Below are 26,317 nucleotides of genomic sequence, written 5' to 3'. Positions count from 1 at the left end.
ACGAAAAACTAGAAATAAAAAACCTGACGTTATCCGCCAGGTTCAAAATTAAAACGTATATTAATGAGAAGGAAATGCTTTTTTCTCTTGTAAAATTGCATTATGAGCAATTTTCATTTTAGCAAGTACGTAACGTAATCGATCTTCAGCGTTTTCATCTTTACTTTTTTGCAATTCCGCCAAATTTTCAACAGAACTTGCTAAATTCTCAATGACTCCTCTCAGTTCAGGATGATGATTAAAAAAAGATTCTTGCACTAATACTTTCCTTAACTCACTAGCTAAATCAATTATTCTAGACAACTGTTCTTTTTCTTCCATTCTCATCCCTCCTGAATATCTTATGTAGTAAATATTCTCTAAACAAAGAAAAAAGCCCTTTAAATGAAAAGGACTTTTTACATTTTTATATTTCCAGTTAATAACATATACAGTGATGTGATAGCCGCAATAATAATTGCCCACATCACATATTTCTCTGCACCTGCAAAGCAACGGTTCCCTTGTTCTTTTCTTGCAAACGTGTAAACAATAATTCCAATTCCATACACAATTGAAACTAGTAGTAAATTCTTTAAACCAGCTGCATAAAGAAGCCATACAGAGTAAATAGAAGCAATTAAAGCTAACGCTCCATTTTTTAATTTAGCGTCTTTTAGCTCGTTTGTAATGACTAATTTAAATTGGAATAATGCTGATAATAAATATGGTAATAAAATTGATGTTGATGCAATGAAATACATAATTTGATATGTTGATTCTGAAAACAGAACGATGATAAATATAATTTGGGCAACACCATTTGAAATCCATAATGCCATGTGCGGTGTTTGCTTTTTATTTGTCTTCGTAAAGACTTTCGGAAATACGCCATCTTTTCCGGCTACATGAGAAATTTCAGAAACAAGTAAAAACCAGCCAATTAATGTACCGACAAGTGAAGCAACTAACCCAATGTTAATCGCAACTGCACCCCATGAACCAACAACATGCTCTAATACATGTCCCATTGACGGAGTTTCTAGCACAGAAAGTTCGCTTCTTGTCATCGCTCCCATTGACAGAACAGAAATTAAAATATATATGGACATTACTAAAATAAGTCCCATTACTGTTGCCTTACCAACATCTCGGCTATTCTTCGCTCTTCCGGATAATACAACCGCTCCTTCAACTCCAATGAAAACCCAAAGTGTTACAAGCATTGTATTTTTCACTTGACCAAGTATAGCGGAAAGTGAGAAGGTTCCTTCTCCCCAAAAATCATGTGTAAATGTGTCCCAGCGAAAGGCTGTTACCATTACAACAATAAATAAAACGATTGGAACTAACTTCCCTATTGTTGCGATAACATTCATAATAGAAGCTTCACGGATTCCAAATAAAATTAGAAAATGAAGTGTCCATAATAAAAGTGATGCCCCAACGATAGATGCAACATTATTTCCTCCTTTGAAAATTGGAAAGAAATAACCTAATGTACTAAACAGTAACATAATTGTTGCGACATTACCTAAGATTCCTGCTAGCCAATATCCCCAAGCACTATTAAATCCAATATATTCACCGAAACCAGCACGTGCATAACTATAAATTCCACCTTCAAGTTCCGGTTTTTGTCTTGCTAACGTTTGATATACGAGCGCAAGTGGAATCATTCCCATCGCTGTAATACACCAGCCAATTATTATTGCACCACTGTTTGCTCCTACTGCTAAATCATGCGGTAAACTAAAAACACCGCCACCAACCATTGTTCCAACCACTAATGCGATTAACGGAAAAAATCCTAACTTCTTTTCTATTTGTACCACCCCATCTGTCATTCTAGGTGTTATGTTCGTTCAACTATTAAAGTCACCTTTTTCTCTAATAGACGTTTCTCTTATATTTTTTCAGGAAAACATTACTTATTCTAAAAGAAAATGAACAAAAATGGAATACTTTTTTGAAAAAATGTATAAGTATGCACAAAAAAAACCGCTCATTTTGTAATGAACGGTCATTTAAAACATATAAATTTGTATATTTCTTGTAAATTTAACGAAGTAAATTCTCTTTTTCTAAAAATTGTTTTGCGACTTCTTCACTACTTTTACCATTTACGTTAACTTCATAATTCATTTTTCGCATTTCTTCATCTGTAATCTTTCCAGATAATTTATTTAATACCTTTTCAAGTTCAGGATATTTCTGTAACGTTTCTTTTCTTAATAATGGCGCTCCTTGATAAGGTGGGAATAACCCTTTATCATCTTTTAACACTTTCAGTCCGTATTGCTCCAATTCACTATCTGTTGAATATGCATCAATTACGTTAACATCTCCAGATTGAATTGCGCTATAACGCAGCTTCGGCTCCATCGTTTTAACATTCGAGAACTTATAGTTATATAATTTTTGCATTCCTTTATAACCATCTTCACGATCAGCAAATTCCAATGTAAACCCTACTTTGGCTTCCTGCACAACATTCCCTAAATCAGAAATTGTATTTATATTCTTTTGATCTGCTATTTTTTTCGGCATGGCTAGTGCATATGTATTGTTATACTCCATTGGCTTCAACATAACCATATTATATTTCTTTTCCATTCCAATGCGAGCCTGATCATATACTTCATCACGATTTGTGCTCTTTGGTTCTTCTTTCACGAAAGTAGATAAAGCTGTTCCTGAAAATTCTGGGTATATATCTACTTCCCCGGATTTCAACGCTTCAAATACAAATGCTGTTTTTCCAAGACCTGGTTTTAATTGTACGTTTAAATCGGTATCTTGTTCAATAAGCTGCTTATACATTTGAATTAAAATTTCAGGTTCTGATCCAAGTTTGCCCGCAATAACAATATCTTTCTTTTCTGTACTCCAAAGAAATGGAGAAGCAATCATTATACAAACAATACATATCGTCAATATAACACGCTTAGAAGAGCGTTTCGGTCGTTCAAGTATGCGAAGTACTATATCAAAGAATAAAGCGAGTAACGCGGCTGGTACGGCCCCTAAAATGATAAGTGCATGATCATTTCGATCTATGCCTAATAATATAAGCTTACCGAGCCCACCAGCACCAATGAGAGCTGCTAATGTAGCCGTTCCAACAATTAATACCATCGCTGTACGAATACCGGCCATAATGATAGGCAATGCAAGAGGAAGTTCTACCTTCCACAATCTTCTCCAACTATTCATCCCCATAGCTTTCGCGGCTTCTATTAGAGATTCATCTAATTCCCTTATTCCTGTATATGTATTTCGTAAAATAGGTAATAGTGCATACACAACTAATGCAATAATCGCTGGAAGTTTTCCGATTCCTACTAACGGAATTAATAGTCCGAGTAATGCAAGTGATGGCACTGTCTGCATTACTGCAGAAGTTCCTATTATAAATTCAGCCATTCGTTCTTTTCTTGTTAATAAAATGCCAAGTGGCACCGCTATAATTACTGCAAAAAATAATGAAATAAGCGATATTTGTAAATGCTCACTTAATGCAGTTAGTAATTCTATTTTTCGTTCTTGGAACGTTTGTATAAAATTAGTCACTGTTTAGCCTCTTTCCTTCATTTGTTCAACAATGTAATTGACGATATGACGACTTGTTAACGCTCCAATATATTGACCGTTTTCTTCAACTGGAACGATCTCCTCATCACGCACACGAACTAACGCTTCTTGTAAAGAAGAATGTAATGATAGTGCCTGCCCTTCTAATTGCACACTTTGATCAAGCGGCAATACATCTGCTACACTTTTCTCCTCATACCAAGTTCGTCCACGATTTCCAATGAACTCCTCTACAAATTCATTTTTCGGATTATGTATAATTCCTTCTGGTGTATCTAGTTGAACAACTTTTCCTTCTTTCATAATACAAATGCGATCTCCAAGTGATAATGCTTCTTGCATATCATGTGTTACGAACACGATTGTTTTTTGAATCTTTTTTTGCAACTGTACAATATCCTTCTGAAGCTGTTCCCTACTTAATGGATCTAACGCACTAAATGGTTCATCCATAAGAACGATTTTCGGGTTTGCGGCTAATGCTCGCACGACACCGACACGTTGTTTTTGTCCTCCTGACAATTCATCAGGCATACGATCTCGATATATATCCGGATCTAATCCAACCATATGTAACAAGTCATCGACGCGTGCTTTTATTTCCTTTTTGCTAAATTGCCTCATTTCAGGAACAACTGCAATATTTTCAGCGATTGTCATATGAGGAAACAATGCAATCTGTTGCAACACATATCCTATATCCCAACGTAATTCGTTTATATTATATTGTTGAATATCTTTTCCATCGATTAAAATCGATCCTTCAGTCGTTTCGATTAAACGATTAATCATCTTCATTGTCGTTGTTTTCCCGCAACCACTCGGACCGATGAGAACGAAAAATTCTCCCTTTTTAATTTCTAAATGCAATGAATCCACTGCTTTCGTGCCATCTTCATACGATTTTGACACATGATTAAATTGAATCACAAACACAACTCCTTTACTGTTGTTTCCTTTATTTTGATGGAATATGGCATTCATTTCAAATGATACGCTTTTAAATTAAAAAAGAGCTCGCATTTGAGCTCTAACGGTCGAACAATATTGTTTTCATAATAGCAGCATATTCGCGAACATACATTTTTCTCTTAGAACGCATTGGCGTTTCAGCAGCTAGTGCCTCCATCTTCATGCCTAAACGCTTTGCAATTATTTTCGTTCGATATAAATGATACGTATTACTTACAACTACTGCATGTTTCACATTATATAAATCCATACTAAACTTTAAGTTTTCATACGTATTTGTAGATTGATCTTCTATTAAAATACGACTCTCATCTATACCGTGTACCATTAAATAGTTTCTCATGCTGTGAGCTTCCGGTATATCTTCATCTTCTCCTTGACCACCTGAAACAATTACTTTCGATTCAGGATGGGAAAATAAATACTCCAACGCTACATCCAAACGATTTTGAAGAGATAAAGACGGTCTATCTCCAAATAACTTTGCACCCAGTATAAGAACGTACGGAGAGTGATAGCTCAACTTTTCACGAGCAACTTTGTTCATTCTAAACGTCATATAAATGATATATAGTGGCGGTAATAATAAAATGATAAGAAAGATCCATTTGTTCATAAATAAGTTTGCACTCCCTTTCTTTTTATTATACAGAAAAAGAAAGGGCGGCAGAAGTGTTTTTTTAAACGATTGATTTATTAGAAACATTCGCCGCTACTTTACGTTGTGATAGTACATAATAAATAGCGATTCCTAATGAGAAGATCAATATGCAGCTTAATACGTAAAACGGAAGCATTACTCCGGCTTTAGATACACCCGCTGTAAACAGCATTAATAATACAATTCGTATTCCAGTACCAATTAGGCGAAATAAGCTGTCTACACGTCCCATTACTTCGTTTGGAATTTCCTCCATCATCAATACATTTCTCGCCACTCTTGTACCCGCATTTCCAACTGCATGAAAAATTGCAAGTCCATATAAGAAAATTACGGAAGGTTCAATAATCATTACGGTAATTGAAATTACATAAATGAACATCGTCATAACGATTGAAACTTCTGTTTTTACATATTTCATTATGAGTGGAATACAGATTCCTGCAACAACCGCTCCAACACCGTACATCATCCCCTCTATTGCGTATACAGAGGCATTGGCTTTAAGTATATCCGAAATATAAACTGGTATTAAATAATTTGCCATCATAACACCTATAAACGGCATATAAGTGGCCAGTAAGAACCAAAAGAGCTTAGGACGTTTTTTCATAAAGTGAATTCCTTTAAATAATTGCTTCTTAAATGTTATTTTTCTTTTCACTTCTTTTTTCTTTACGTACGGTATACATAAGAAAAGAAAAAATGCTCCAGCAAAAGTTAACATGTCTACTAACAAAATCCACTTCAAAGATACAATTTCAATTAAGAAGCTCGCGGCCGCTCCAGAAATAACTTGTGTTAACTGTCCTTGTATTTCCATCGTTCCACTTAAACTTTTATAATGTTCCGCTTGAAATATCTCTTGGTTGAACGCAAATATTGTAGGATAAAATAATAAATAGTAGAATGATCCGGCTATATAAATAAGAATATAGTGAATAGAATGATAAGGTTGCCCCGCAAATCCCCATATAACCATTATTCCAATTACGGCAATTCCGATTCCTTCGTTACATAGCAATAAAGATTTTCTTGAAAAACGATCAATACTTTGCCCAATGAATGGTGTTAATAAAAACATAATGAGGGTTGCAATGATAGAAACATAACCAAACGTTGTCTCTCCTCCACTCTCTTTAATTAACAGCCACGGAATCGTTATCATAACAATTCCGGAACCAATAGCAGATAGACTATTGGCCCCTAGAATGTAATACAAGCGAGAATCATGATAAAGTGAGGACATATCACTCCACTCCTAGTTGCTTTTTCACCTCTTTATATACGCTCATATATGCTTTTAATTCTTTAACTACATCATGAATTAATGGTTTGGCATCTTCCCCAAGTTCACCATCTTGCACATGTAATCCATCAAGCACAACTTGTTTTGGAATGGCATTTGCATAAACACCTCTAGCGACCGTTCGCATGCTGTTTAATGCATTTATTCCACCTTTACCGCCACCAGCAACCGCTAACAACGCAACTGGTTTATGAATAAATTCACTACTACTTAAGTAATCTAAAGAGTTTTTCAGCGCACCGCTCATCGCATTATGATATTCTGGTGTACATAATACAACCCCATCCGCAGCTTTCACTAACATTTTCAATTTTTTTACTGCCTCTAAATCACGTTGTGACTCTTCTCCATTGTATAAAGGTAACTCCTCAATTGCTAAATCATATAATTCCCCTTCAAATTGATCCGCAATATATTTTGCCACCACGCGAGTTCTACCAAATTTTCTTGGTGTACCGTTAATAACGACTAGTTTCATGATTATTTCTCCCCTTTGTTTTCAAGTTCTACTTATATATTATCAGAAATTTCTATACAAAACACAATATAAAGAGTTAACTTGTTTCATAAAATAGTATGATAAACAAAAAAGAACTCATACTTTCGTATGAGTTTCGCACAATTACTTTGTTTCATCTCTCAGACTCAATGTACCTAAACTTTCATTTACTTCAAAATGATTATATGCTTTTCCTGCTAATTTTTTCCGTTCTTCTGGTAATTCTATATATTTCATTACGTTTTCAATTATTTTTTCGTACGGAGTAAATACAATTCCCGGCCACTCTACCTCATCTTCTGGATTACTATTTTCGGAAATAATAAATTTCTTATTTGCGACTGCATAAGACACGCGAGGTGTTTCAAGAATTCCTGATAAGTAAAAATGAATATTTAATATAATTTTAGCTCTAGCAATCAATTCATTTCTAACAATTCCCCACGCATTATTTTTAAAAACTATATTTAAATTCGGGGCAATCGCTTTTAGATGATCAAAAATAGCTTGCCGCCTCGGATTAAGAGCACCTATAAACAGAATATCAATATCTTCAGTAATCTCATCTTCAAATGCATCTTTTTTTATTTCCAAAGTTGGAGCATAGCTCATTTCTACATGTTTTATTTCTTTTCCTACCCCTTTTTGTTTTAGCCATTCTATATTTTGTTTACTATAATCCCAAATCACTCTATCTTTTAATAATATTAAATAAAGGGGGTGCGCATATGGACTTCCTTCGTATAGCTGTTCTAAATTATAAATAATTGCATCTTTCGGAAGAAGATTCGGGTTATATGCGTATGTATGTGCTCCAAAAACAACTGTATTCTTTACATTTTCCAGTATTGTTTCTGATATAATTACTGTATTTCCCTCCTGCTCCAACCGCCACTTTAAAGCTCGCGCAACATCTATGAAACTACCGTATGTCTTTGGGCATATAAAAAGACAATAATCATATTCTTTATTCAAATAAGCTTCCATTAATTTCAAATTATTTTTATATAAATCTACATCCGGATGTTTAAGTACCAACTCATTTGCATGTTTTCTTGCTACTTTATATAATCCAGCATAATAAGCAGCGATGCATCTCCTTAATTCGATTCTTTCCCGGTCCTCATCTAATACATCCATGTTTAAAAGAAGATTTGCGATACAATACGCTTTTAAATGATCACGATCATAATAATAGTCTAGTAGTGGCATCAATTCTTCATACGTATTTCCATGCACCGATTCTCCTAGTTCAATCGCCCATCGCATTAATTCCATGATTACTCCACTACTCCTTTAACCGAAAATGTATTTAATAAAATTTCGCATTATTCTCTACTACATTTGCTATATGAAATGGAATCTCTTCTTTAATCGATTCCAAATACTTTTGCGACACGGCCCCTAAATGTTTTTTATGAGGTATATAGAAAGCACTAATAGAAATTTCATAATCAAATAAGTAATCATACACATGATAATCTACAAATAGAAGATCATCCTTTGGAAAAGGAATTTCCTTCCCTTGCAGAGCATACATCAAAGCAATATTGTTTTGAGATCGTAATCGATACAACCTTGCAAGTTGATATAATGGTTCAGCCCGAGTTGGTCTATATTCCCACGCTTTTTGAAAATAAAAAACAGCTAATGCTAAATATTGCTCTTCTTGCCCTTTAACATTCTCTTTTTCATCAGCATCTGTCACTTCATTTTGTTTATTTGCTGAACGATTTGCTAACTGCTCATAACAAAATCCTATTCGCAATAACGAATAGAATACCTCTTCAACCCATCCCCCTGCTTCCACTCGCTTTTTATACCATTTAATCGAATCTTCAAATTGACTTAAATGAAAATAAGTCTGCGCTAAATAAAATAAATATCTTATATGCAAATCCGGCGTTGTTTCTGGGTCGTTTATTCCTTGTAATAACAACCTCTCATCTCTTTCAAATTTATCAGCTTTACTCCCGCCATCTCCAGGGTCATTCACGACAAGAGTCTCTAACCGATCTACCCTCGTATTGTAATTCACTCCAACTTTTGAACGATCTATATCCCAATACTCATGAGTAACACCGACAGATTTCCATGGTAAAGAAGCTTTCAAAAGACGTGTAAGCCAATATTTAATATGAACATCATATTGCAATGTAAGATAATGATCTTCCGTTAAGCTCTTTTTATCGAAATTCGGATCAACCTCTAAAATCATATCTGCATCTAATATTAATAAATAATCCGCTTCTGGATATGTTTTTTGCGCTAATGAAACAGCTAAGCTTCTGTTATAACCAAAGTTTTTAAACGGCTCATGATGAACCGTTCCAGGTATCTTATTTTCCTTACACCAATTTTCAATAATTTCAGGCGTATTATCCGTCGATCCAGTATCACAAATAGAAACAAAATCTACAATTGATTTTGTTGCATTTAAACATCTTTCCATAATTCTAGACTCATTTTTGACGATCATACAAAGACATAACTTTTTTTCTTCCTTTACAGACTTCACTTGCTCATTTCCCATTTAACCACCTCATATTTTATTAACACTCTCTTCTTATATGTAACAACATTTCTTAGCTATACTGATGACATAAGCACCCTTTTACTATTTATGAAAACTTCATTTTATTTATTCTTACTTTTATGTTGGGACATATTTCATACTTCGCTTTATATTTGATACAATCAATACAAAAAAATATAATATGGGAATCCGTACATTTCAAAGTCTAAGAGGAGGTTATATTTTGTTGGATTACATTTGGCTAGATGACAAATCAACAATTTTAGAACAACTACCAAGCAACTTTAAATCTGCAGCTATATTGCTACATCCTTTTGTCCAAATGCCTTTAGGATGGGAAAAGTCCGTGAGAAAAAGCCCATATGAGCACATCTATCCTAGCGCTGAAGAAATCATTCATAATGGGAAATCCGTTTCTTGAAAGGAAATGATGTCTTATAGTGGATTACATTCATACGCAGAATTAGCAATGGCCATGTTGACTTCCATTAGTGCCTTTACAGAAGAATATAAAAGAGAGGATTTAGCTGAAAAGCTACATTCAAACTTTAAAAAAGATCTTTATTATCCAACAGAAGATTATACGTCTATATTTTTATTACATAAATTACTTAAACTCCTCGGTTCTAAAGGTGCAAAAAATCTATATTTCTCTGAACCAATTCTTGATACAAACGGATTATTAAAGGTAAATAATACTACTCCATTAGATATTTGGGACATTAGCAATAATGAGTTAATTATTACTGGCGAAGACAATGAGTATGCGTTTATGAGTATATTTGATTCCTTTATAACTTTATTATTAGCTAAAGAAGAAAATATAGAATATATTGTTCAATCAATGAATGTTGAAGCTGTCATTTGTGACAAAAAAACGATGATTGATTGGTATTTTTAAATTAGTAATTTCTTAAACTATAAAAAAGAAACTTGCGCTTATGCACAAGTTTCTTTTCAAAAACATCCTTATTTTTTTACAACTTCATGTCCACCGAACTGATTACGTAGTGCTGAAACTACTTTTCCATGGAATGTATCATCTTCCTGAGAACGATAGCGCATAAATAATGACATAGCGATAACTGGTGCTGCAGCTTGAAGTTCAAGTGCAGTTTCAACAGTCCATTTTCCTTCTCCTGAAGAGTTCATTACACCTTTAATGCCATCTAGTTTTGGATCTTCTGCAAATGCTTTTTCAGTTAAGTCCATTAACCAACCACGGATAACTGATCCGTTCGCCCATACTTTTGCAACATCTTCATAATTGAAATCAAAGTCACTCTTATCTAGTACTTCAAATCCTTCAGCGATTGCTTGCATCATGCCGTACTCAATACCGTTATGAACCATTTTTAAGAAATGACCACTACCAACACGGCCAGCATAAGAATAGCCATTTTCTACTGCTAAATCTTTAAATAAAGGTTCTAATTGGTCGTAAATTTCTTTTTCTCCACCAACCATTAAGCAAGCACCGTATCTAGCTCCTTCTACACCGCCTGATGTACCGATATCTACATAATGTAATCCGAAGCTTTTTGCTTCTTCAGCACGGCGTAACGTATCTTTATAGAATGAATTTCCGCCTTCAATAACGATATCACCTTCATCTAATAACGGATATACATCTTTTAGTACTGACTCTACAACTTCTCCTGCAGGCACCATTACCCAAATTGTACGAGGAGCTTCTAGTTCAGCGATCATTTCTTTTAATGTATGACGTGCAGTAATTCCTAGTTTTCCTGCCTTTTCAACAAGCTCTTTATTTACATCGTATACAACTACTTCATGCTTGTCTTCATGTAAGTGTTCAGCTAATGGGAATCCCATTTTTCCTAATCCAATTAAACCTAGTTTCATATTAATCAATCTCCTATTCTATACAAATATATTTAATATCGAAATTAGCCCAAGTGCTACTACAGATAATATAGTCTCCATTGCAGTCCATGTTAATAATGTTTCTTTCACAGTCATTCCGAAATACTCTTTAATCATCCAAAATCCTGAATCATTCACGTGTGATAAAATTAATGATCCTGCACCTGTTGCAAGTGCTAATAATTCAACATTTACACCTGGTGTACTTGCTGCAATCGGTGCAACAATACCAGCTGCTGTCATCATAGAAACAGTTGCCGATCCAGTTGCGATTCGGATTAGTGCCGCAATTCCCCACCCTAATAATATCGGTGAAATATGCGATTCTTTCGCCATATCTGCAATTGTCGTTCCAATTCCAGAATCTAATAGTACTTTATTAAATGCGCCGCCTGCACCAATCACTAACAATATGTTTGCAATTGGCCCAAGGCAATCATTTGTAAATTGTAATACTTTATCTTTTGAGAAACCTTTTGCATATCCAAGACTAAAGAAAGAGTAAATAGTTGCAATTAATAAAGCCACAATCGGATCTCCAGTAAAGTGTAATACTTGTGCTAGTTGACTCGTTTTATTTAATGCAACTTCCGCTATTGATGCACCAAGCATAAGAAATACTGGAAGTAAAATTGTAAACAATGTATTCCCAAAGCTAGGAAGCTCTTTTTTATTATCTTTTTCAACAAATTGCTCCGCTATATCTAACGGTACTTCCTTATGTATACGAGCTCCAATCCATTTCCCGTAAAGTGGACCTGATATGATTGCAGTTGGAAGTCCGACAATTAATGCATATAAAATTGTCTTCCCTACATCTGCTTTAAAAATACCAACTGCCGCCATTGCCGCTGGGTGCGGTGGAACAAGTCCGTGTACGACTGACAGTCCTGCTACTAGCGGAATACCAATTGTAATAAGCGATACCCCAGTTTCTAACGCAATTGTAAATACTAACGGAATTAATAGTACAAATCCAACTTGGAAAAATACCGGAATCCCTACTAAAAATGCAACGAACATCATCGCCCAGTGAACTCGTTTCTTCCCAAAACGATTAATTAATGTGTTAGCGATACGTTCAGCACCACCAGATTCGGCCATCATTTTTCCAAGCATCGTTCCTAGTGCTAAAACTATTGCTAAAAATCCTAACGTATTACCAAGCCCTAGTTTAATAGAATCAATAATTCCTGGATCTTTTGGTGAAGTTCCAATTAAAGGCATTCCCATTGCTAATCCTACACCAATTGCTGTTAAAATTAATGCGACAAATGGATGCCATTTTACTACCGTAATAAGTAAAAGTAGTATGACAACTGCCGCTAGTACGATCCCAACTACCATTTCTCCCAATCCCCCTATTGTTTACGTTGGAAAGCAGCTATACAATCAAATTCTTCTTTCAAGCGATTGTAAAGTCGTTCATACATATAAAACATTTCTAAATATATAGCCGTATTTTCTTTATTCGGTACATGGTGATGAACAATATCAATCCAATCCTTTACCTCTTCAAGAGAATCAATTTTTCCTACAGCATATAAAGCAACTGCCGCTGCCCCAAGCGCAGATGCTTCATGACTTTCAGGTACAAGCAATTCTTTCCCCATCATATCGGACAACATTTGTCTCCAAAATGCAGATTTCGCAAACCCTCCTGAAACTCGTATTTCAGTAAGTGGCCCTGTACAATCTCTAATTGCGAGTGCTACTGAATATACACTCATACAAACACCTTCCATCACTGCACGTATAAAATGTTCTCGCTTATGTTGAAGATTGATTCCAAAGAATGTACCACGAGCATTTGCATTCCAGTAAGGTGCGCGTTCTCCAGATAAGAAAGGTAAGAACAATAGCCCATCCGCTCCAGCTGGTACGCTTTCTGCATATTTAATTAATAAATCATAAGGATCAATTCCGAGCTTTCTTGCTACTTCTTGCTCTGGACTACCAAATTCATCACGTAACCATCTCAGTAATATTCCGCCGTTATTCGTTGGACCACCGATTACCCAGTGCTCATCTGTTAATGCGTAACAAAACGTTCTCCCTTTCTCATCTGTATTTATATTTGATGAGATTGTTCGAACCGCACCACTCGTTCCAATGGTAATTGCAGCCGCACCCGGCGATATCGCCCCAACTCCTACATTTGCAAGAACCCCATCACTTGCTCCTATGACAATTGGTGTCTCTGCACTTATCCCCATCTTCTGTGCTAATTCTGGCTTCATACCTGATAAAATATATGTAGTTGGTACAGGGGTTGATAATTGTTCTGGTGACATATGTAACATAGTTAAAACATCTTCATCCCAGTTTAATGTTTCTAAATTAAATAACCCCGTAGCAGAAGCAATCGAATAATCAACTACGTAGCGTGAAAATAATTGGTAAATCACATACTCTTTAATGGAAATGAATTTATAAGCACTTGTATATAACTCTGGTTCCTCTTCTTTCATCCATAACAATTTAGAAAGTGGTGACATCGGATGAATTGGTGTACCTGTACGTCTATAAATTTCATGCCCATTCATTTGTTGTAATAATTTTTCTGATTGCTTCGTACTTCGATTATCTGCCCAAATGATAGAACGCGTTAATGGCGCACCATTTTCATCTACTGCAATTAATGCGTGCATAGCTGTACTAATACCGATTGAAGAAATATCTTCTGGTAATACATTACCCTTTTCAATGGCAACGCTTACACTTTTGTATACAGCGGCACATATTACATCAGGATCTTGCTCAGCCCATCCGACGTTCGGTTGAATAATTGGGTAATCGATTGCATGTGATGCAATGACTTTTCCTTTTTCTGTGAACACAACCGTTTTCGTACTTGTGGTACCGATATCAATCCCGATTACTCTCCCCCTTGTTTCCATGCGAATCTTCCCTTCATTTCTAGCAAAATACGATTTAGTAAACCGTTTACATGAATTAGTATATAAAATATTTTTTCATTTATCAAGTTATAAAAAGAAAATTTTTTTCATACAAAAAAATAAATCTACTCATTCCATTTCACTTATGCACTAAATTTAGCTACTCCTTGCGGTAAAATTACGTTATATTCGTTACGCAATACACTCTTTCCTCTCATTAACAACACATACATAGTCCTCCACACGTTCTACTCATTTGCATGAAGAAAGAGTTGAAAAGCAATATTCATTTTTAGCGGTCACGTAATATCGCTATCAAGCCAAGAAAAGTAACTACCCGCAGAATGAAAATTCTGTGCATTTTGCTCTTGTTTATTGTTTTAAGTTCACTAGTCCTTTTGTCTTGATAAAAATAGAGCGCGGCCCCTACTATTACTTTTTTATCTTGTAAATATATCTTGCATACTATAAAATCCAACAGTATTTTTATTTTTCAGAAAAATAAAACAATAATATAGAATTTATTGTATAATGTTGTAAAAAGATGTCGGAGGGATTTAATGTTAAATACAATATCTCAATTCACAATTAAGCTTTCATCAATTCTTTTATCACTCTTACTATTATTAAATTTACCTTATTTATTTATCACTCAACAAGGATTTACCTTTCAACCAATTTATTTTTTTAATCAGATCGTTACCATGTTAAAACAGGTCTTCTCCCCTGAATCATTAGTGATTATAGGATCCGACCCGAAGTTTGGCCATTTCAAAAAAACACCATTATTTCCAACTGTTTTAGAACCTTACCTATATTCATTTACTATATTATTTTCAGCCTTTTTTCTTGCTCTCTTTTTATCATCTAGCATGGCATTTTTTTATTTTTTAGCAAAAGATTATATAAAAAAATGGATAAACCGAATTGTGTTCATATTAGAAGCTGTCCCTGATATGATGATGATGATTTGTTTGCAAATATTTTTCATATGGGTACTTCAGAAATTCGGGGAATCTCCTGTCACTATTATTTCTTTTAATGAAAATCGAGCTTATTTACTCCCTATTTTATCATTAGCTGTCTTACCTACATTACAAATGTTTCGGATGATGGTGTTATACATAAAAGAAGAACAAGGAAAACATTACGTAGAGGTTGCATATGGAAAAGGCCTTTCATCAAGTTATATACTATGCATTCATTTATTCAAAAATATATCTATCCACTTCTTCCACCATTTAAAAACGATTTTTGTTTTCTTACTTTCTAATTTATTCATTTTAGAATTTGTTTTTAATATGGAAGGCATTATTCAATTTTTATTTAATAAGGCGTTTGTTTCACCTCCAGCTGCATTTATCATACTTGTTATGATTATTTTACCGTTTTACGCCATTTTCCAAATAATCTCATTCATGATGAATAGATGGAAAAAGCAATTGAAAGGAGTATCATTATGAAATCTATTTGGAAATCAAAACGCTTTTTAATCGGCTTTACTTATTTATTCATACTTATTTCAGCTAGTTTTATTTATAGTTGGTTCTTTAAAGATAACATCCCAAAACCTCCTCAGTTACTTTACAATGAAAATAACGAATTACTTGGAAAGGCTCCCTTTCCGCCATCGTTAATTCCACCTTTTGGATCTGATCGTTTTGGAGAGTCTGTTTTCTTACAAATTGTAGAAGGAGCAAAATTCACTATTTTATTAGCCGTGGCAATTAGCTTCTTTCGAATTTTATGCGGAACATGTATAGGAATCCTCTTAAGTTTATTTGCTCCAAAACTCAAGGGATTTTTCCAGTCATGCTCAGAAGTTTTTTATTATATTCCAACTCTATTTATCGCATTCATACTCATCACGCCCGTTAATATTGTAATCACATCAAATGCTGATGGGGTAGATCCAAATGTTTCATTTACGTTTTATCAAGTACTCGTACTTATTTTCGTCGCTCTACCTACACTTTCTTTATACATATCCTCAGAAGTTGATGAATTTATGAAACGAGATTACATCTTAAGTTCACAATTACTGGGTGCTAGCCGTTTTCATATTATCAAAAAACACTTACGAGTCTTATTACTTGACCGCTTATTTGTATTATTTATGGAACATATCGTCCAAACACTCATACTCGTTATCCATTTAGCGTTGCTTAACATTGTAATTGGCGGGATACAAATGCGTGAACTCTATGACGGAGTGCTCAAACCTGTTTCTCTATCTAATGATTGGGCAGGCCTTATTGGATTAAATCGTAATGAAATGAATCTTTCATGGTGGATTATTTTTTATACTCTCGCTTCATTCTTTATTACGATTCTATTTATTAAGCTTATGACCATCGGGATTCAAGATGCACTGAAAGCAAGAGATTCGCAAATTGCAGCAATTCAAACCGTTCCAGATCATAAAAAATTTGTTAAACATAAAGATTCTTTTTCGTTTGCAAATAAAGTGAACCTTTAATCATTCCTCGTTAATCGGCATTGGTATTGGTATTAGTGGAATATAAAGAAGATGATCCCTATTGAATACAGGGATCATCTTTTTATGCCGTCTAACTTTTTTACATGTCCTTTGCTAGACTCATGCTTTTTATATTTAAAGTGAATTATTTGCAATTACAATTATACTGTTTAAAATCAATTACCATGCGCCCTTGAATTCTACCTTGTTCCATTTCTTCGAATACATTTTGTACTTTATCTAGAGAACAAGTTTGAACAACCGGCACTACTTTTCCTTCTGCCCCGAACATAAATGCCTCTTCTAAGTCCTTACGAGTACCGACTAGAGAACCAACTACTTCAATTCCATCCAGTACAAGTCGTGGAATGTTTAAATCCATAGTTTCTACTGGTAGCCCTACTGCAACTACTTTACCGCAAGCACGTACTGCATCAACTGCTGAGTTAAAGGCTACTTTAGAGACTGCTGTTACTACAGCCGCATAAGCGCCACCAAACTCCTCCTGAACAATTTTATCAGCAGGACCTTGAGAAATTGGATTGATAGTCATATCAGCACCAACTTCTTTCGCTAAGGCTAATTTGTCGTCATTAATGTCTACTGCGATTACCTTTGCACCAAATACATTTTTAGCATATTGGATAGCTAAGTTACCTAATCCACCGCAGCCATAGATTACAATAGGTTGACCAGGTTTAATATCTGATACTTTAATAGCTTTATATGTAGTTACACCAGCACATGTAATGGATGATGCTTGAGCAGGATCTAATCCTTCTGGTACTTTCACTGCATAATCAGCTGTAACGATACATTGTTCAGCCATACCACCATCTACTGAATAACCAGCGTTTTTAACTTCACGGCAAAATGTTTCTCTACCAGTTACGCAATATTCACAACGTCCACAAGATTGGAACATCCATGCAATACTTACACGATCACCTATGTTTAGTGAAGTAACATCATCAGCTATTTTCGTAACAATACCTACACCCTCATGACCAAGAATACGGCCATCAGTGTTACCAAAATCATGATTCGCAACGTGTAAATCAGTGTGGCAAACTCCACAATACTCTACATCTACTAACGCTTCGCCTGAGCGTAACGGACGTAATTCTTTTTCAATCACTTCGATGTTTGCTTTGCTGTTTTTATTAACCACTACCGCTTTCATATGTGATCTCCCCTTTAGTGTTTTAGCGTTTTAATGAGTTTATCTCACAACTACTTTCCTCACTACTTTGGCTAGTTATTGTACCAAATTTAAGTGTTCAATCATCATTACATCTTCATCATAACATGACACTTCATAAACAGTTTGTGAAATTATGAACAATACTTGAATTATTACACAAATCGGTCTTTATTTTAAATTTTAAAAAATGAGAGTTTATCACTGACTATAAGTAAGTCATACATTTCTAAAAGAAAAGAAAAGAAAATAAATTAACAAACTTCTCATTGATAAAAAAAGCTCTTCACTCAATATTTTCTACATTTAAACACTTAGTTTCACAGTAATAGCCTTTGCCACCAACATAAACTTTTTCTATTTTATTTTTGCTATTGGTTGCTAATTTAACTAATATTTCAGAAGGCGAGTGTAAAGAATAACCTTGTTCAAATACATAAACTTCTTTTTGCAAGTAGTGCTGTTCATAAAGGTAGCAAGCTAATGCACCGTTTGAAGTTCCAGTCGCTGCTTCTTCATTGATATCGTATAGTGGAGCAAAATTTCTGCATATAATTCGATTGTCATTAAAAGTGTATAGATGCATCCCGACAACATTATAATACTTGCTGATTTCTTTAATTTTTTCAAAGTTAGGTTGCAGTGTATGTAATTGTGTTTCGCTTTTTATAGGAATTAAAATATCTTTTAAGCCCGTGGAGACAATTTGAATTGGGTAATTATTGCCTATATCTTTAATGTCAAAACAGTCGATGAACTCGTTTGGAGATACAACATCATAGAATATCGGTTTGTTTTGTTCCATGAATATAATGTCATCTTTTATGGTAATAGCAAGAACACCGCTGTTCGTTTCAATCGTATAGCGATTCTTGAAAATTTTATTTAAATGCATCAGTATCGTGAAAGAGCCGATTGTGGCATGACCACATAAATCAACTTCTTCTTTTGGTGTAAAATACTCAAATTTATAATCAGCAATTTCAGATTCTGATATAAATGCGGTTTCCGCATAGCCCAGTCGTTTGGCTATTTCCATTTTTTGAGTAGTAGTCAATGTATTCTCTATAAATACCACTCCTGCTTTATTTCCACCTTTATTATCCTTGCTAAATGCACTTGCAACATAAACGGATATTTTCATAAGACACCTTCCTCGCTTATAGTAAATTGTAATATAGAAAGCACTACGTATAAATGTCATTGGATAAATTATCAATAAAACAAGAGACAAACTATTTTTTTAGCATCTGAACTCTCCAAAAATAGTTTGTCTACAGTCTGAAAGCTCTTCATTTGAAGAGCTTTTTTTATATTCGCTTCATCGAAATCGTTTCACGTATACTTTGTAAATTTTTTAGCGTTTCCTCTTGTCGCTGCAACGACAACCCTACATACAAAGTATCTAATAAGCTTAACTGTGCTAATCGTGATGAACTTGCTTCTGTGCGGAACTCAGTCTCACGTGTTGATGTATATAACGTTATATCAGCAAGTTGACTTAATGCTGATTTCTTATAGCTCGTAATCGCAATAATTTTGGCCCCTCTTGCTTTCGCTACTTCTAATGCTTCAAGTAATCCTTTATTGCTACCAGAGTGAGAAATGCCAATAACAACTGAATTTTTCGAGAGTAAACCTGCTCCCATAATTTGAAAATGCGAATCAGTATGAGCGATACAAGAAATACCCGTTCTCATAAACTTATGATACGCATCCATCGCAATAATACCAGAGCCACCATTTCCATAAAACTCAATTCGACTTGCTTCTTGCAAGGCTCGTACAGCCTGCTCAAGTGCTGTTTCATTTAGCAAATGTAAAGTATCTTGCAGTCCTGTAATATGCGAATGAAAAACTTTTTTAGCAACAGTTACCATACTATCTTCTGCTGATACCTCTTCATGAATATTTTGCATTGGTGTATGTACAATTTCACGGGCTAATGTAATCTTTAAATCTTGAAAACCTTGCAAACCAAGGTGTTTACATAAGCGGAATATCGTAGCTTCGGAACTATTCGTAACTTCAGCTAATTCTGTAATAGATTTATGTACAACATCTTGTGGATGTTTCAAAATATGTTCGGCAATACTTCGCAATTTCGGTGATAAACCATTTAACGAAGCCTGAATCTTTCCAATCCCACTTCTTGTACCAGGCATAGCATATCCTCCCCTTCCATCGTAGCTTTATCCTGTAAAAATCGATTAGTTTAACTAATTATCAGTGGGGATGGTCCCCCACTGATTAGAGTTTCACTTTATTGTACCTAATTATTGAAAGAAGAAAAACCTATATTAGGGATTACTATAAATTTTAATTGCTCCTATGTATTCTGTCATACGATATAACAGAATTATTCATACTTATGAATAATTCTCCCCATGTTTCACTGCGTATAATGCGGCTTGCGTACGATCATCCACTTCCAATTTAGCTAAAACGTTTGAAACGTGTGTTTTCACAGTTTGTTCTGTAATATGAAGTTCTGCTGCAATCTCCTTGTTGCTTCTTCCTTTCGCAATTTCACGAAGTACCTCTTGCTCTCTTTTCGTTAACATTGAAAAAGGATTTTCTATTTCCTTCTTTACTGTGGAACGCCCCATTAATGCAGGTGTTACTTTCGGGTGAAAATTTGCATTTCCTTGATGTACTGCAATAATAGAAGCGACAAGTTGCTCAGGTTGTACTTCTTTTAATTGATAACCATCTGCTCCAGCTTCAAGTGCTGGTATAACATAATCTTGCTCTGAAAAACTACTTAATATAAGTATCTTTATCGTCTCATCGTATTGCTTTAGACGTTTTGTCGCCTCAATTCCATCCATTTTCGGCATTGATACATCCATTAGTACGACATCTGGTTTTTCTTTTTGCACGAAATGTAATGCCTCTTCGCCATTTTCCGCTTCCCCAATAATTTCAAATTCTTCTCTCGTTTTCAAAAAGAATACAAGTCCTCTTCGAACGATATGATGATCCTCAACTAATAGCAATTTAATTTTCAACCTTATTCTCCCCTTCAAATCGGCAATTGAATTTCTATTTTTGTACCCTTTCTCAGCTCTGTTATAATTTGAAACGATCCCTTCATTAACTGAATACGTTCCTTCATACTTTTCAGGCCAAGTGCTGACTCCCTTACTTGCTCTTGTATAAACCCTATTCCATTATCTTCTATGTAAAAATATAACTGGTTATTTTCTATTTTTAAAAGAACATATACCTTTTCACACGAAGCATGCTTTTTACAATTATGTAGCGCCTCTTGGCTAATACGCCATAAAACTTCTTCTATTTCATCCCCAATTGAAACCATCCCATCAATTCGAACTTCCACTTGAACTCCTAACAACTTCCCGTAATTTTGAATTGCTTCTGCTAATCCTTTCTCTAATCCTTCAGGTCTTAATTGCCAAATTAATAGCGTCATCTCTTGTAATGCTTCTTGTGATAATTCTCCAATATAACTTAACATCTCTTGCAATTCTCTATCTTGCGTCATATTCAAAGTACCTTTTGCTGTTAGCATAATAGAAAATAACAATTGTTTTACTGAATCATGTAAATCACGTGCAAGTCGATTTCTTTCCGCTACCACAACATATTTACGTTCTTTCTCAACTAATTGAATACGTTGTATTGTCGTTCCAATTTGAAATGCAATTGATTCTAATAACGCTAACTCTTCCTCTGAAAAATGAGTCTTATGAGGGGCAGCCACATTTAGTAGACCGAATTTTTCTGATCCAGACCTAAGCGGAATTGTCGCATGATGTGTAACATCTTCTGTCTCTCCCCAATTACATTCAATTGCATCTTCTATTCGCTTACATTCAATAATATTAGTCGCTTTTTCCAATCTCCCATTCACAAAACGTTCTACACACCAACAGTTTCCTTCACACATCGGCTTCTTCTCTTGCCAAGTAAGAGCCTCTGGTAAATTTTCGTCTACAAGCATGCTGTGCTTCCCACTTTCATCAATAAAGAATATCCACCCTGTTTGTAAATTCATAACTTGTAACAATGTATGTAACACTTTTTCTAACATATCCTGTAAGTTTGTTGCTTCATTTAATAATTCAGCAATTTCTTTTAATGCTTCTAAACGATGCATCTCTTTTTCTTCAAAGTTCATTCTCATCACCAACTACAATTATAACATTAAGAAATTTCTAAATTCTATAAATAAAAAAGAGCTAAATTCCTTCAGCTCTTTTTCCTCAATCATTTTATTATTTTTTCAAACTTTAGCAGCGAAACTACACCCCTTGTTGAAATTATTCTTCTTTAGCTGTCCGATAAAGATTGTCCACCATGAATATGCTGTAAACTTTCAGTAGTAACAACCATATTCGCTGCCGGCATTTGCACTTGATTCTTATGGAATATAGACATTAATTCAAATTTTACTTGTCTAGAAGTTTCAAAATAATCTTCTGGCTTTATTAAACCTGTAATACAAAATTCATAGCCAACATATTTCAGGTTAGGATTTAAGTCTGTAACACCGACGTATTTAAATGGTTCAACAGCCTCATCCTCTACTCTATAAAGAGTTTGATCCAATTTTTCATTGCATATAACACATACTTCTTCTAACAATTCCTTCACTCTTGTTGGATCTTCCTGATAACTTACCGTGATGCGTTCAATTACACGCATCCATCCTTTATTAAAATTTTGTATCGTTCTAATCTCTCCGTGTGGGATGGTAAGTAATTTTCCTGACCATTCACGTATTTGCATAAAACGAATACTAATCTCTTCAATAGTTCCTGAATTTGTTCCGTTAAAAGTTACAAAATCGCCAACCCGAAACTCTTTGTCCGCTAATCTTGCAAAGCCTAATATAACATCTTTTAACATCTGTTGTGCAGCAAAACCGATGACAACTCCAGCTATCCCTGCACCTGCAATAATACTTTTTATATCTACAAATTGGCTAATTAAATATATGATAAGACTGATGATAATGATATATCTAAAAATAGATCGAATTACACTTTGAATCGTCTGCTCTACCTCTTCATCAAAAAAGCTTGATTTCCTAAAAAACCAATCAATAATACGGTTTATTACAAACGAAATAATGATTAAAACTAAAGCAAATAGCAAAAATCTTAAAAGTAAAAACTCCCTTACATAATTAAAAAATTCTTCAGTATACGTTAATAAGCTCATTTAACCACTTCCTTACTAATAAAAAATTCATAATCATCTAATTTTTTTAGGGAAATCTATTATCCTAATTAAAAATGCCACTACCCTTACTATGTATTTTGACTCTATTACTAATTCACTTTAAACAGTATGTCTAGATGTTCTTTTTCCTCTTCCTTTAAATATACCCTTTTTAATAATTTAAGGGGAGTTAATAGTGAATTTTTTAATATCAAAACTTTATTCTACTCATTACGATTTCAACGAATTAATTAAGTACAAAAAAGAGCTGAATTCATCAGCTCTTTTATTCGATATTAATTGTTGTCTTACTGTTTTTTTCTTCTTCCAATTTTGGTAATTCAATTGTCAGTACGCCATCTTTATAATTTGCTCTAACATTTTCTCCCTCAACTTGTTTAAAACTAAAGCGTCGAGTTACAGAACCTATAGAACGCTCCTTACGAATATATGTGCCGTTCTCATTTTTTTCTTCTACTTCATTATGATTCGTTGCTTGAATCGTTAATACATCTTGTTCAAAATCAACTTGAATGTTTTCTTTTTGAAAACCTGGTAAATCTGCTTTCACAGTATATTTATCAGATTGTTCATGAACATCTACTTTAAAGGTATCCATGTTCATCGGTTTAAAAAAAGCATCTGTCATCCCTTCTAATAAAGAAGGCCCAAAATCAAAAATACCATTTTGACGTTTTGTTATCTCTGGAAATAAATTACGCATATTTTTTTCCTCCTTATTATTTATGAATGAAAAATTATCTCTTTCTGTCTTTATTATAGCATTTGGTCAAAAAAGGTCAAAGTTTTCATTTGACCTTTTTTGATGTATATTTTACCAAATATAACACATGCGATATTTGACATCTCTCGTCCTTATAAAGAGGAATATATTTATATCATAACGAATAGTTTATATGCTTTTATTTTTCCTTACGGAGGTTACATACAATGGGGTATATCGAAGAACTTAGAGAAGTTGTCGGATCAAGGCCACTCAATTTAGCAGGCGTTGCGGTAGCTGTTTTCAATGAACAAGGACAAATATTACTACAACAAAGGCGAAATGGCATGTGGGGTGTCCCAGGAGGTTTTGTGGAACTTGGTGAATCAACAGAAGAAGCTGGAAGACGAGAAGTACTTGAAGAAACAGGAATTGAAATTGGTACACTTCAGCTAGTAAGTGTGTTTTCAGGTAAAGAATTTTTTGTGAAATTACCGAACGGAGATGAATTTTACCCTATAACAATCGCTTACCTTTGCAAAGATATTACAGGTGGCTTGCTAAGAGCTGATGGAGTCGAATCATTACATGTACAGTTTTTTAATTTAAATGAGCTACCACAAAATATTAGTCCATTCATAAAAAAATTAATTGAGCAAAATGTCGTCTCGGTTTAAACGCAAAAAAGAGACCTTTTTAAAGGCCTCTTTTTCATTTCACTTCTGCATGTAAACAAGATTTAAAATGTCCAAGTGCAAATTCATGCCCTTGCGCATTAAAAGATGCAACTGCCTTTTCATAAACAACAATTTTAAATCCTTTATTATACGCATCTACTGCTGTATGAAGAACGCAAATATCAGTACAAACACCTACAAGATGAACTTCTTCTATTCCTCTTTCTCTTAACTTCATCTCTAAATCTGTTCCAGCAAACGCACTGTATCGCGTTTTATCCATATAATATACATTCTCAGCATTTTTATATGTTTCGTATACTTCTTGTAACTCACCGAATAAGTCTCTACCATTTGTACCTGCTATATTATGAGGAGGGAATAATTTCGCTTCGGGATGATATTCATCATTTTCTTCATGTTTATCAATTGCAAACACTACGTAATCTCCATTTTCAATATATTGCTTCGTTATATGTACAATTTCCTGTTCGATTTCTTGACCTGGTTTTCCGCAAGTTAAAGCGCCTTTTTCCGCTACAAAATCATATGTATAATCAATATTAATAAGAGCTCGTTTCATAACTACTATCTCCCCTTCTCCTGTTTCACAGTAAACAATAGAAAATTTGTTATTACGACATCGTATGTACTATTCGACATTTCAAATGAAATACCTACATTTTTCTTGTAAAACTTATCTTAATCAAAGTTTATCATAAAACAGGCACACAATGACAAAACATATACTTCCCATTAACAAGTCATAAGTTTGATAATTAAACGTAAGTTGATTAACATCTTGTATAGTAAACCAAATTACTGACATGATTATACTAATCAAGAAGATACGAACATATCGATTCATACCTTCAACCTCTTTCTCCATCATAGTAGTAACAAGTGATTCCTTACTGCTTAATCGTACTAGAAAACGAAATAAATTATTCCCTATTACACCATTCCATCCAAACAAAAAAGCACACTACTTTTTTGAGTAATGTACTTTTTATTCTGATTAAGACGCAGGCTTTGTCTCAAATGTTGCTTGATTAAAACTAATAACCTTTCCTTTCGGGTCATTGTTTTCATACTGAACTGCAGTAATTGTATGACTACCTGTTTCCAGCGTCTTTTCTTTTAATTGTACTGTTGTCTGTGTTGTACTAGTTACTTGATGTTTATCTGTATACATTTGATCTACAAATATGAATGTTTCTTTATCACTTTGAAAATTAGAAAGTTCTAATTCAACTTGCTGAATTAAAGTATCCTTTTTGATGAATACAGTCGGTATATTTCCATTTTCAGAAGTACCATCTGGAGTAATAACTTTTACTTTCCCTTCTCCAATTGACATTGCGCCTTCAGGAAATACAACCATATTCTCATCACTTGCGTTTACAACTTGTTCTTCCTGTTTTGATTGCGCGTCCTCTTTTTCCTGTGGAGCACCGCAACCTACTAATAACAATACAGACAATCCAGTGATTATGAATTTTTTCAAAATTCATCCCCCCTGTCATTTGATTATAATTTATTATACAAAAATAACTTTTAAATTTTAAGACAACTTTTAAAACTTTTATGAACATATAGAAGCTTGCTCACGATTAATGTATCATACTTTCCTTAATAGAACATTAATTTTTTTATGAAATAAATAGTAATTCCTTCTTATTTATCATTTTAGCCCAACAAATCGATAT

At 34.2% G+C, this 26,317-nt stretch carries 24 protein-coding genes and 1 pseudogene; 4 read left to right on the top strand and 21 right to left on the bottom strand.

Going from position 1 to position 26,317, the window contains the following annotated elements; genetic code table 11:
* Positions 1-60 precede the first annotated feature (60 nt).
* The 9 genes from JFU02_RS30690 to JFU02_RS30650 form a co-directional block, all read right to left on the bottom strand.
* Complete coding sequence (locus tag JFU02_RS30690) at positions 61-321, bottom strand: hypothetical protein (protein WP_000391447.1); 261 nt, start codon at positions 319-321, stop codon at positions 61-63.
* Between the two features lie 77 nt (positions 322-398).
* Positions 399-1,826: a basic amino acid/polyamine antiporter gene (locus tag JFU02_RS30685; RefSeq protein ID WP_061665986.1), complete on the bottom strand. Its 1,428-nt coding sequence runs from the start codon at positions 1,824-1,826 to the stop codon at positions 399-401.
* 214 nt (positions 1,827-2,040) lie between these two features.
* Positions 2,041-3,552 (bottom strand): ABC transporter permease/substrate-binding protein, encoded by a 1,512-nt coding sequence (locus tag JFU02_RS30680; protein WP_000181016.1) that lies wholly within the window; start codon positions 3,550-3,552, stop codon positions 2,041-2,043.
* A gap of 3 nt (positions 3,553-3,555) precedes the next feature.
* Positions 3,556-4,503 (bottom strand): ABC transporter ATP-binding protein, encoded by a 948-nt coding sequence (locus tag JFU02_RS30675; RefSeq protein WP_000614072.1) that lies wholly within the window; start codon positions 4,501-4,503, stop codon positions 3,556-3,558.
* Positions 4,504-4,603: 100 nt separating this feature from the next.
* Positions 4,604-5,161 carry a YdcF family protein gene (locus JFU02_RS30670; protein WP_061665995.1) on the bottom strand — a complete coding sequence of 186 codons (558 nt, stop codon included), beginning with the start codon at positions 5,159-5,161 and terminating at the stop codon, positions 4,604-4,606.
* Between the two features lie 64 nt (positions 5,162-5,225).
* Positions 5,226-6,455, bottom strand: a complete 1,230-nt coding sequence (locus tag JFU02_RS30665; RefSeq protein ID WP_061665985.1) for an MFS transporter — start codon at positions 6,453-6,455, stop codon at positions 5,226-5,228.
* A 1-nt stretch (position 6,456) separates the two neighbouring features.
* Positions 6,457-6,993, bottom strand: a complete 537-nt coding sequence (locus tag JFU02_RS30660; RefSeq protein ID WP_000780353.1) for an NADPH-dependent FMN reductase — start codon at positions 6,991-6,993, stop codon at positions 6,457-6,459.
* A 144-nt stretch (positions 6,994-7,137) separates the two neighbouring features.
* Positions 7,138-8,292: a CgeB family protein gene (locus JFU02_RS30655; RefSeq protein WP_000422322.1), complete on the bottom strand. Its 1,155-nt coding sequence runs from the start codon at positions 8,290-8,292 to the stop codon at positions 7,138-7,140.
* A 34-nt stretch (positions 8,293-8,326) separates the two neighbouring features.
* Positions 8,327-9,547, bottom strand: a complete 1,221-nt coding sequence (locus tag JFU02_RS30650) for a glycosyltransferase (RefSeq protein ID WP_000526229.1) — start codon at positions 9,545-9,547, stop codon at positions 8,327-8,329.
* A 139-nt stretch (positions 9,548-9,686) separates the two neighbouring features.
* Between JFU02_RS30650 and JFU02_RS30645 the strand changes: the two are divergent.
* Positions 9,687-10,451, top strand: a pseudogene (locus JFU02_RS30645) (DUF2711 family protein).
* 68 nt (positions 10,452-10,519) lie between these two features.
* Here the strand turns inward: JFU02_RS30645 and gnd are convergent.
* The 3 genes from gnd to gntK are packed head-to-tail and all read right to left on the bottom strand — an operon-like array spanning position 10,520 to position 14,337.
* Positions 10,520-11,416 carry a phosphogluconate dehydrogenase (NAD(+)-dependent, decarboxylating) gene (gene gnd, locus JFU02_RS30640; RefSeq protein WP_000765982.1) on the bottom strand — a complete coding sequence of 299 codons (897 nt, stop codon included), beginning with the start codon at positions 11,414-11,416 and terminating at the stop codon, positions 10,520-10,522.
* 18 nt (positions 11,417-11,434) lie between these two features.
* Complete coding sequence (locus tag JFU02_RS30635; RefSeq protein ID WP_116365477.1) at positions 11,435-12,784, bottom strand: GntP family permease; 1,350 nt, start codon at positions 12,782-12,784, stop codon at positions 11,435-11,437.
* A 14-nt stretch (positions 12,785-12,798) separates the two neighbouring features.
* Complete coding sequence (gene gntK / locus JFU02_RS30630) at positions 12,799-14,337, bottom strand: gluconokinase (RefSeq protein WP_000449999.1); 1,539 nt, start codon at positions 14,335-14,337, stop codon at positions 12,799-12,801.
* Between the two features lie 560 nt (positions 14,338-14,897).
* Between gntK and JFU02_RS30625 the strand changes: the two genes are divergently transcribed.
* Together JFU02_RS30625 and JFU02_RS30620 are read left to right on the top strand one after the other, a co-directional pair.
* The gene (locus JFU02_RS30625) at positions 14,898-15,800 is read left to right on the top strand and encodes an ABC transporter permease subunit (RefSeq protein ID WP_000935303.1); all 903 of its coding nucleotides are present in this window, start codon (positions 14,898-14,900) and stop codon (positions 15,798-15,800) included.
* Positions 15,797-16,816 (top strand): ABC transporter permease, encoded by a 1,020-nt coding sequence (locus JFU02_RS30620; RefSeq protein ID WP_061665981.1) that lies wholly within the window; start codon positions 15,797-15,799, stop codon positions 16,814-16,816. Before JFU02_RS30625 ends, JFU02_RS30620 begins: the two co-directional genes overlap by 4 nt.
* Positions 16,817-16,961: 145 nt before the next feature.
* Here the strand turns inward: JFU02_RS30620 and adhP are convergent, their stop codons facing one another.
* The 7 genes from adhP to JFU02_RS30585 all read right to left on the bottom strand — a co-directional run bounded on the left by adhP (position 16,962) and on the right by JFU02_RS30585 (position 23,931).
* Positions 16,962-17,999: an alcohol dehydrogenase AdhP gene (gene adhP, locus JFU02_RS30615; protein ID WP_201072091.1), complete on the bottom strand. Its 1,038-nt coding sequence runs from the start codon at positions 17,997-17,999 to the stop codon at positions 16,962-16,964.
* Between the two features lie 304 nt (positions 18,000-18,303).
* Positions 18,304-19,161, bottom strand: coding sequence for a PhzF family phenazine biosynthesis protein (locus JFU02_RS30610; protein ID WP_061665980.1), 858 nt, complete (start codon positions 19,159-19,161; stop codon positions 18,304-18,306).
* Between the two features lie 166 nt (positions 19,162-19,327).
* Positions 19,328-20,182 (bottom strand): MurR/RpiR family transcriptional regulator, encoded by an 855-nt coding sequence (locus JFU02_RS30605; protein ID WP_001119645.1) that lies wholly within the window; start codon positions 20,180-20,182, stop codon positions 19,328-19,330.
* A 204-nt stretch (positions 20,183-20,386) separates the two neighbouring features.
* Positions 20,387-21,028, bottom strand: a complete 642-nt coding sequence (gene casR / locus JFU02_RS30600) for a two-component system response regulator CasR (protein WP_000694624.1) — start codon at positions 21,026-21,028, stop codon at positions 20,387-20,389.
* 14 nt (positions 21,029-21,042) lie between these two features.
* Positions 21,043-22,161: a two-component system sensor histidine kinase CasK gene (gene casK, locus JFU02_RS30595; protein ID WP_061665979.1), complete on the bottom strand. Its 1,119-nt coding sequence runs from the start codon at positions 22,159-22,161 to the stop codon at positions 21,043-21,045.
* A 152-nt stretch (positions 22,162-22,313) separates the two neighbouring features.
* Positions 22,314-23,207: a mechanosensitive ion channel family protein gene (locus JFU02_RS30590; RefSeq protein WP_097960468.1), complete on the bottom strand. Its 894-nt coding sequence runs from the start codon at positions 23,205-23,207 to the stop codon at positions 22,314-22,316.
* A 286-nt stretch (positions 23,208-23,493) separates the two neighbouring features.
* Positions 23,494-23,931, bottom strand: a complete 438-nt coding sequence (locus JFU02_RS30585; RefSeq protein WP_001245058.1) for an Hsp20/alpha crystallin family protein — start codon at positions 23,929-23,931, stop codon at positions 23,494-23,496.
* A 227-nt stretch (positions 23,932-24,158) separates the two neighbouring features.
* On the opposite strand from JFU02_RS30585, the gene JFU02_RS30580 reads away from it, so the two are divergent.
* The gene (locus tag JFU02_RS30580) at positions 24,159-24,608 is read left to right on the top strand and encodes an NUDIX hydrolase (RefSeq protein ID WP_000540505.1); all 450 of its coding nucleotides are present in this window, start codon (positions 24,159-24,161) and stop codon (positions 24,606-24,608) included.
* A 34-nt stretch (positions 24,609-24,642) separates the two neighbouring features.
* Here JFU02_RS30580 and JFU02_RS30575 read toward each other — a convergent pair whose 3' ends face one another.
* The gene (locus JFU02_RS30575) at positions 24,643-25,191 is read right to left on the bottom strand and encodes a cysteine hydrolase family protein (RefSeq protein WP_000816791.1); all 549 of its coding nucleotides are present in this window, start codon (positions 25,189-25,191) and stop codon (positions 24,643-24,645) included.
* Between the two features lie 435 nt (positions 25,192-25,626).
* Positions 25,627-26,115, bottom strand: a complete 489-nt coding sequence (locus JFU02_RS30570) for a putative periplasmic lipoprotein (RefSeq protein WP_000713494.1) — start codon at positions 26,113-26,115, stop codon at positions 25,627-25,629.
* Positions 26,116-26,317 lie beyond the last annotated feature (202 nt).

Origin of the sequence: Bacillus sp. TH13 (assembly GCF_016651175.1) — a bacterium.
GTDB lineage: Bacteria > Bacillota > Bacilli > Bacillales > Bacillaceae_G > Bacillus_A > Bacillus_A thuringiensis_S.
This window is presented reverse-complemented; position numbering and strand designations above follow the sequence as displayed.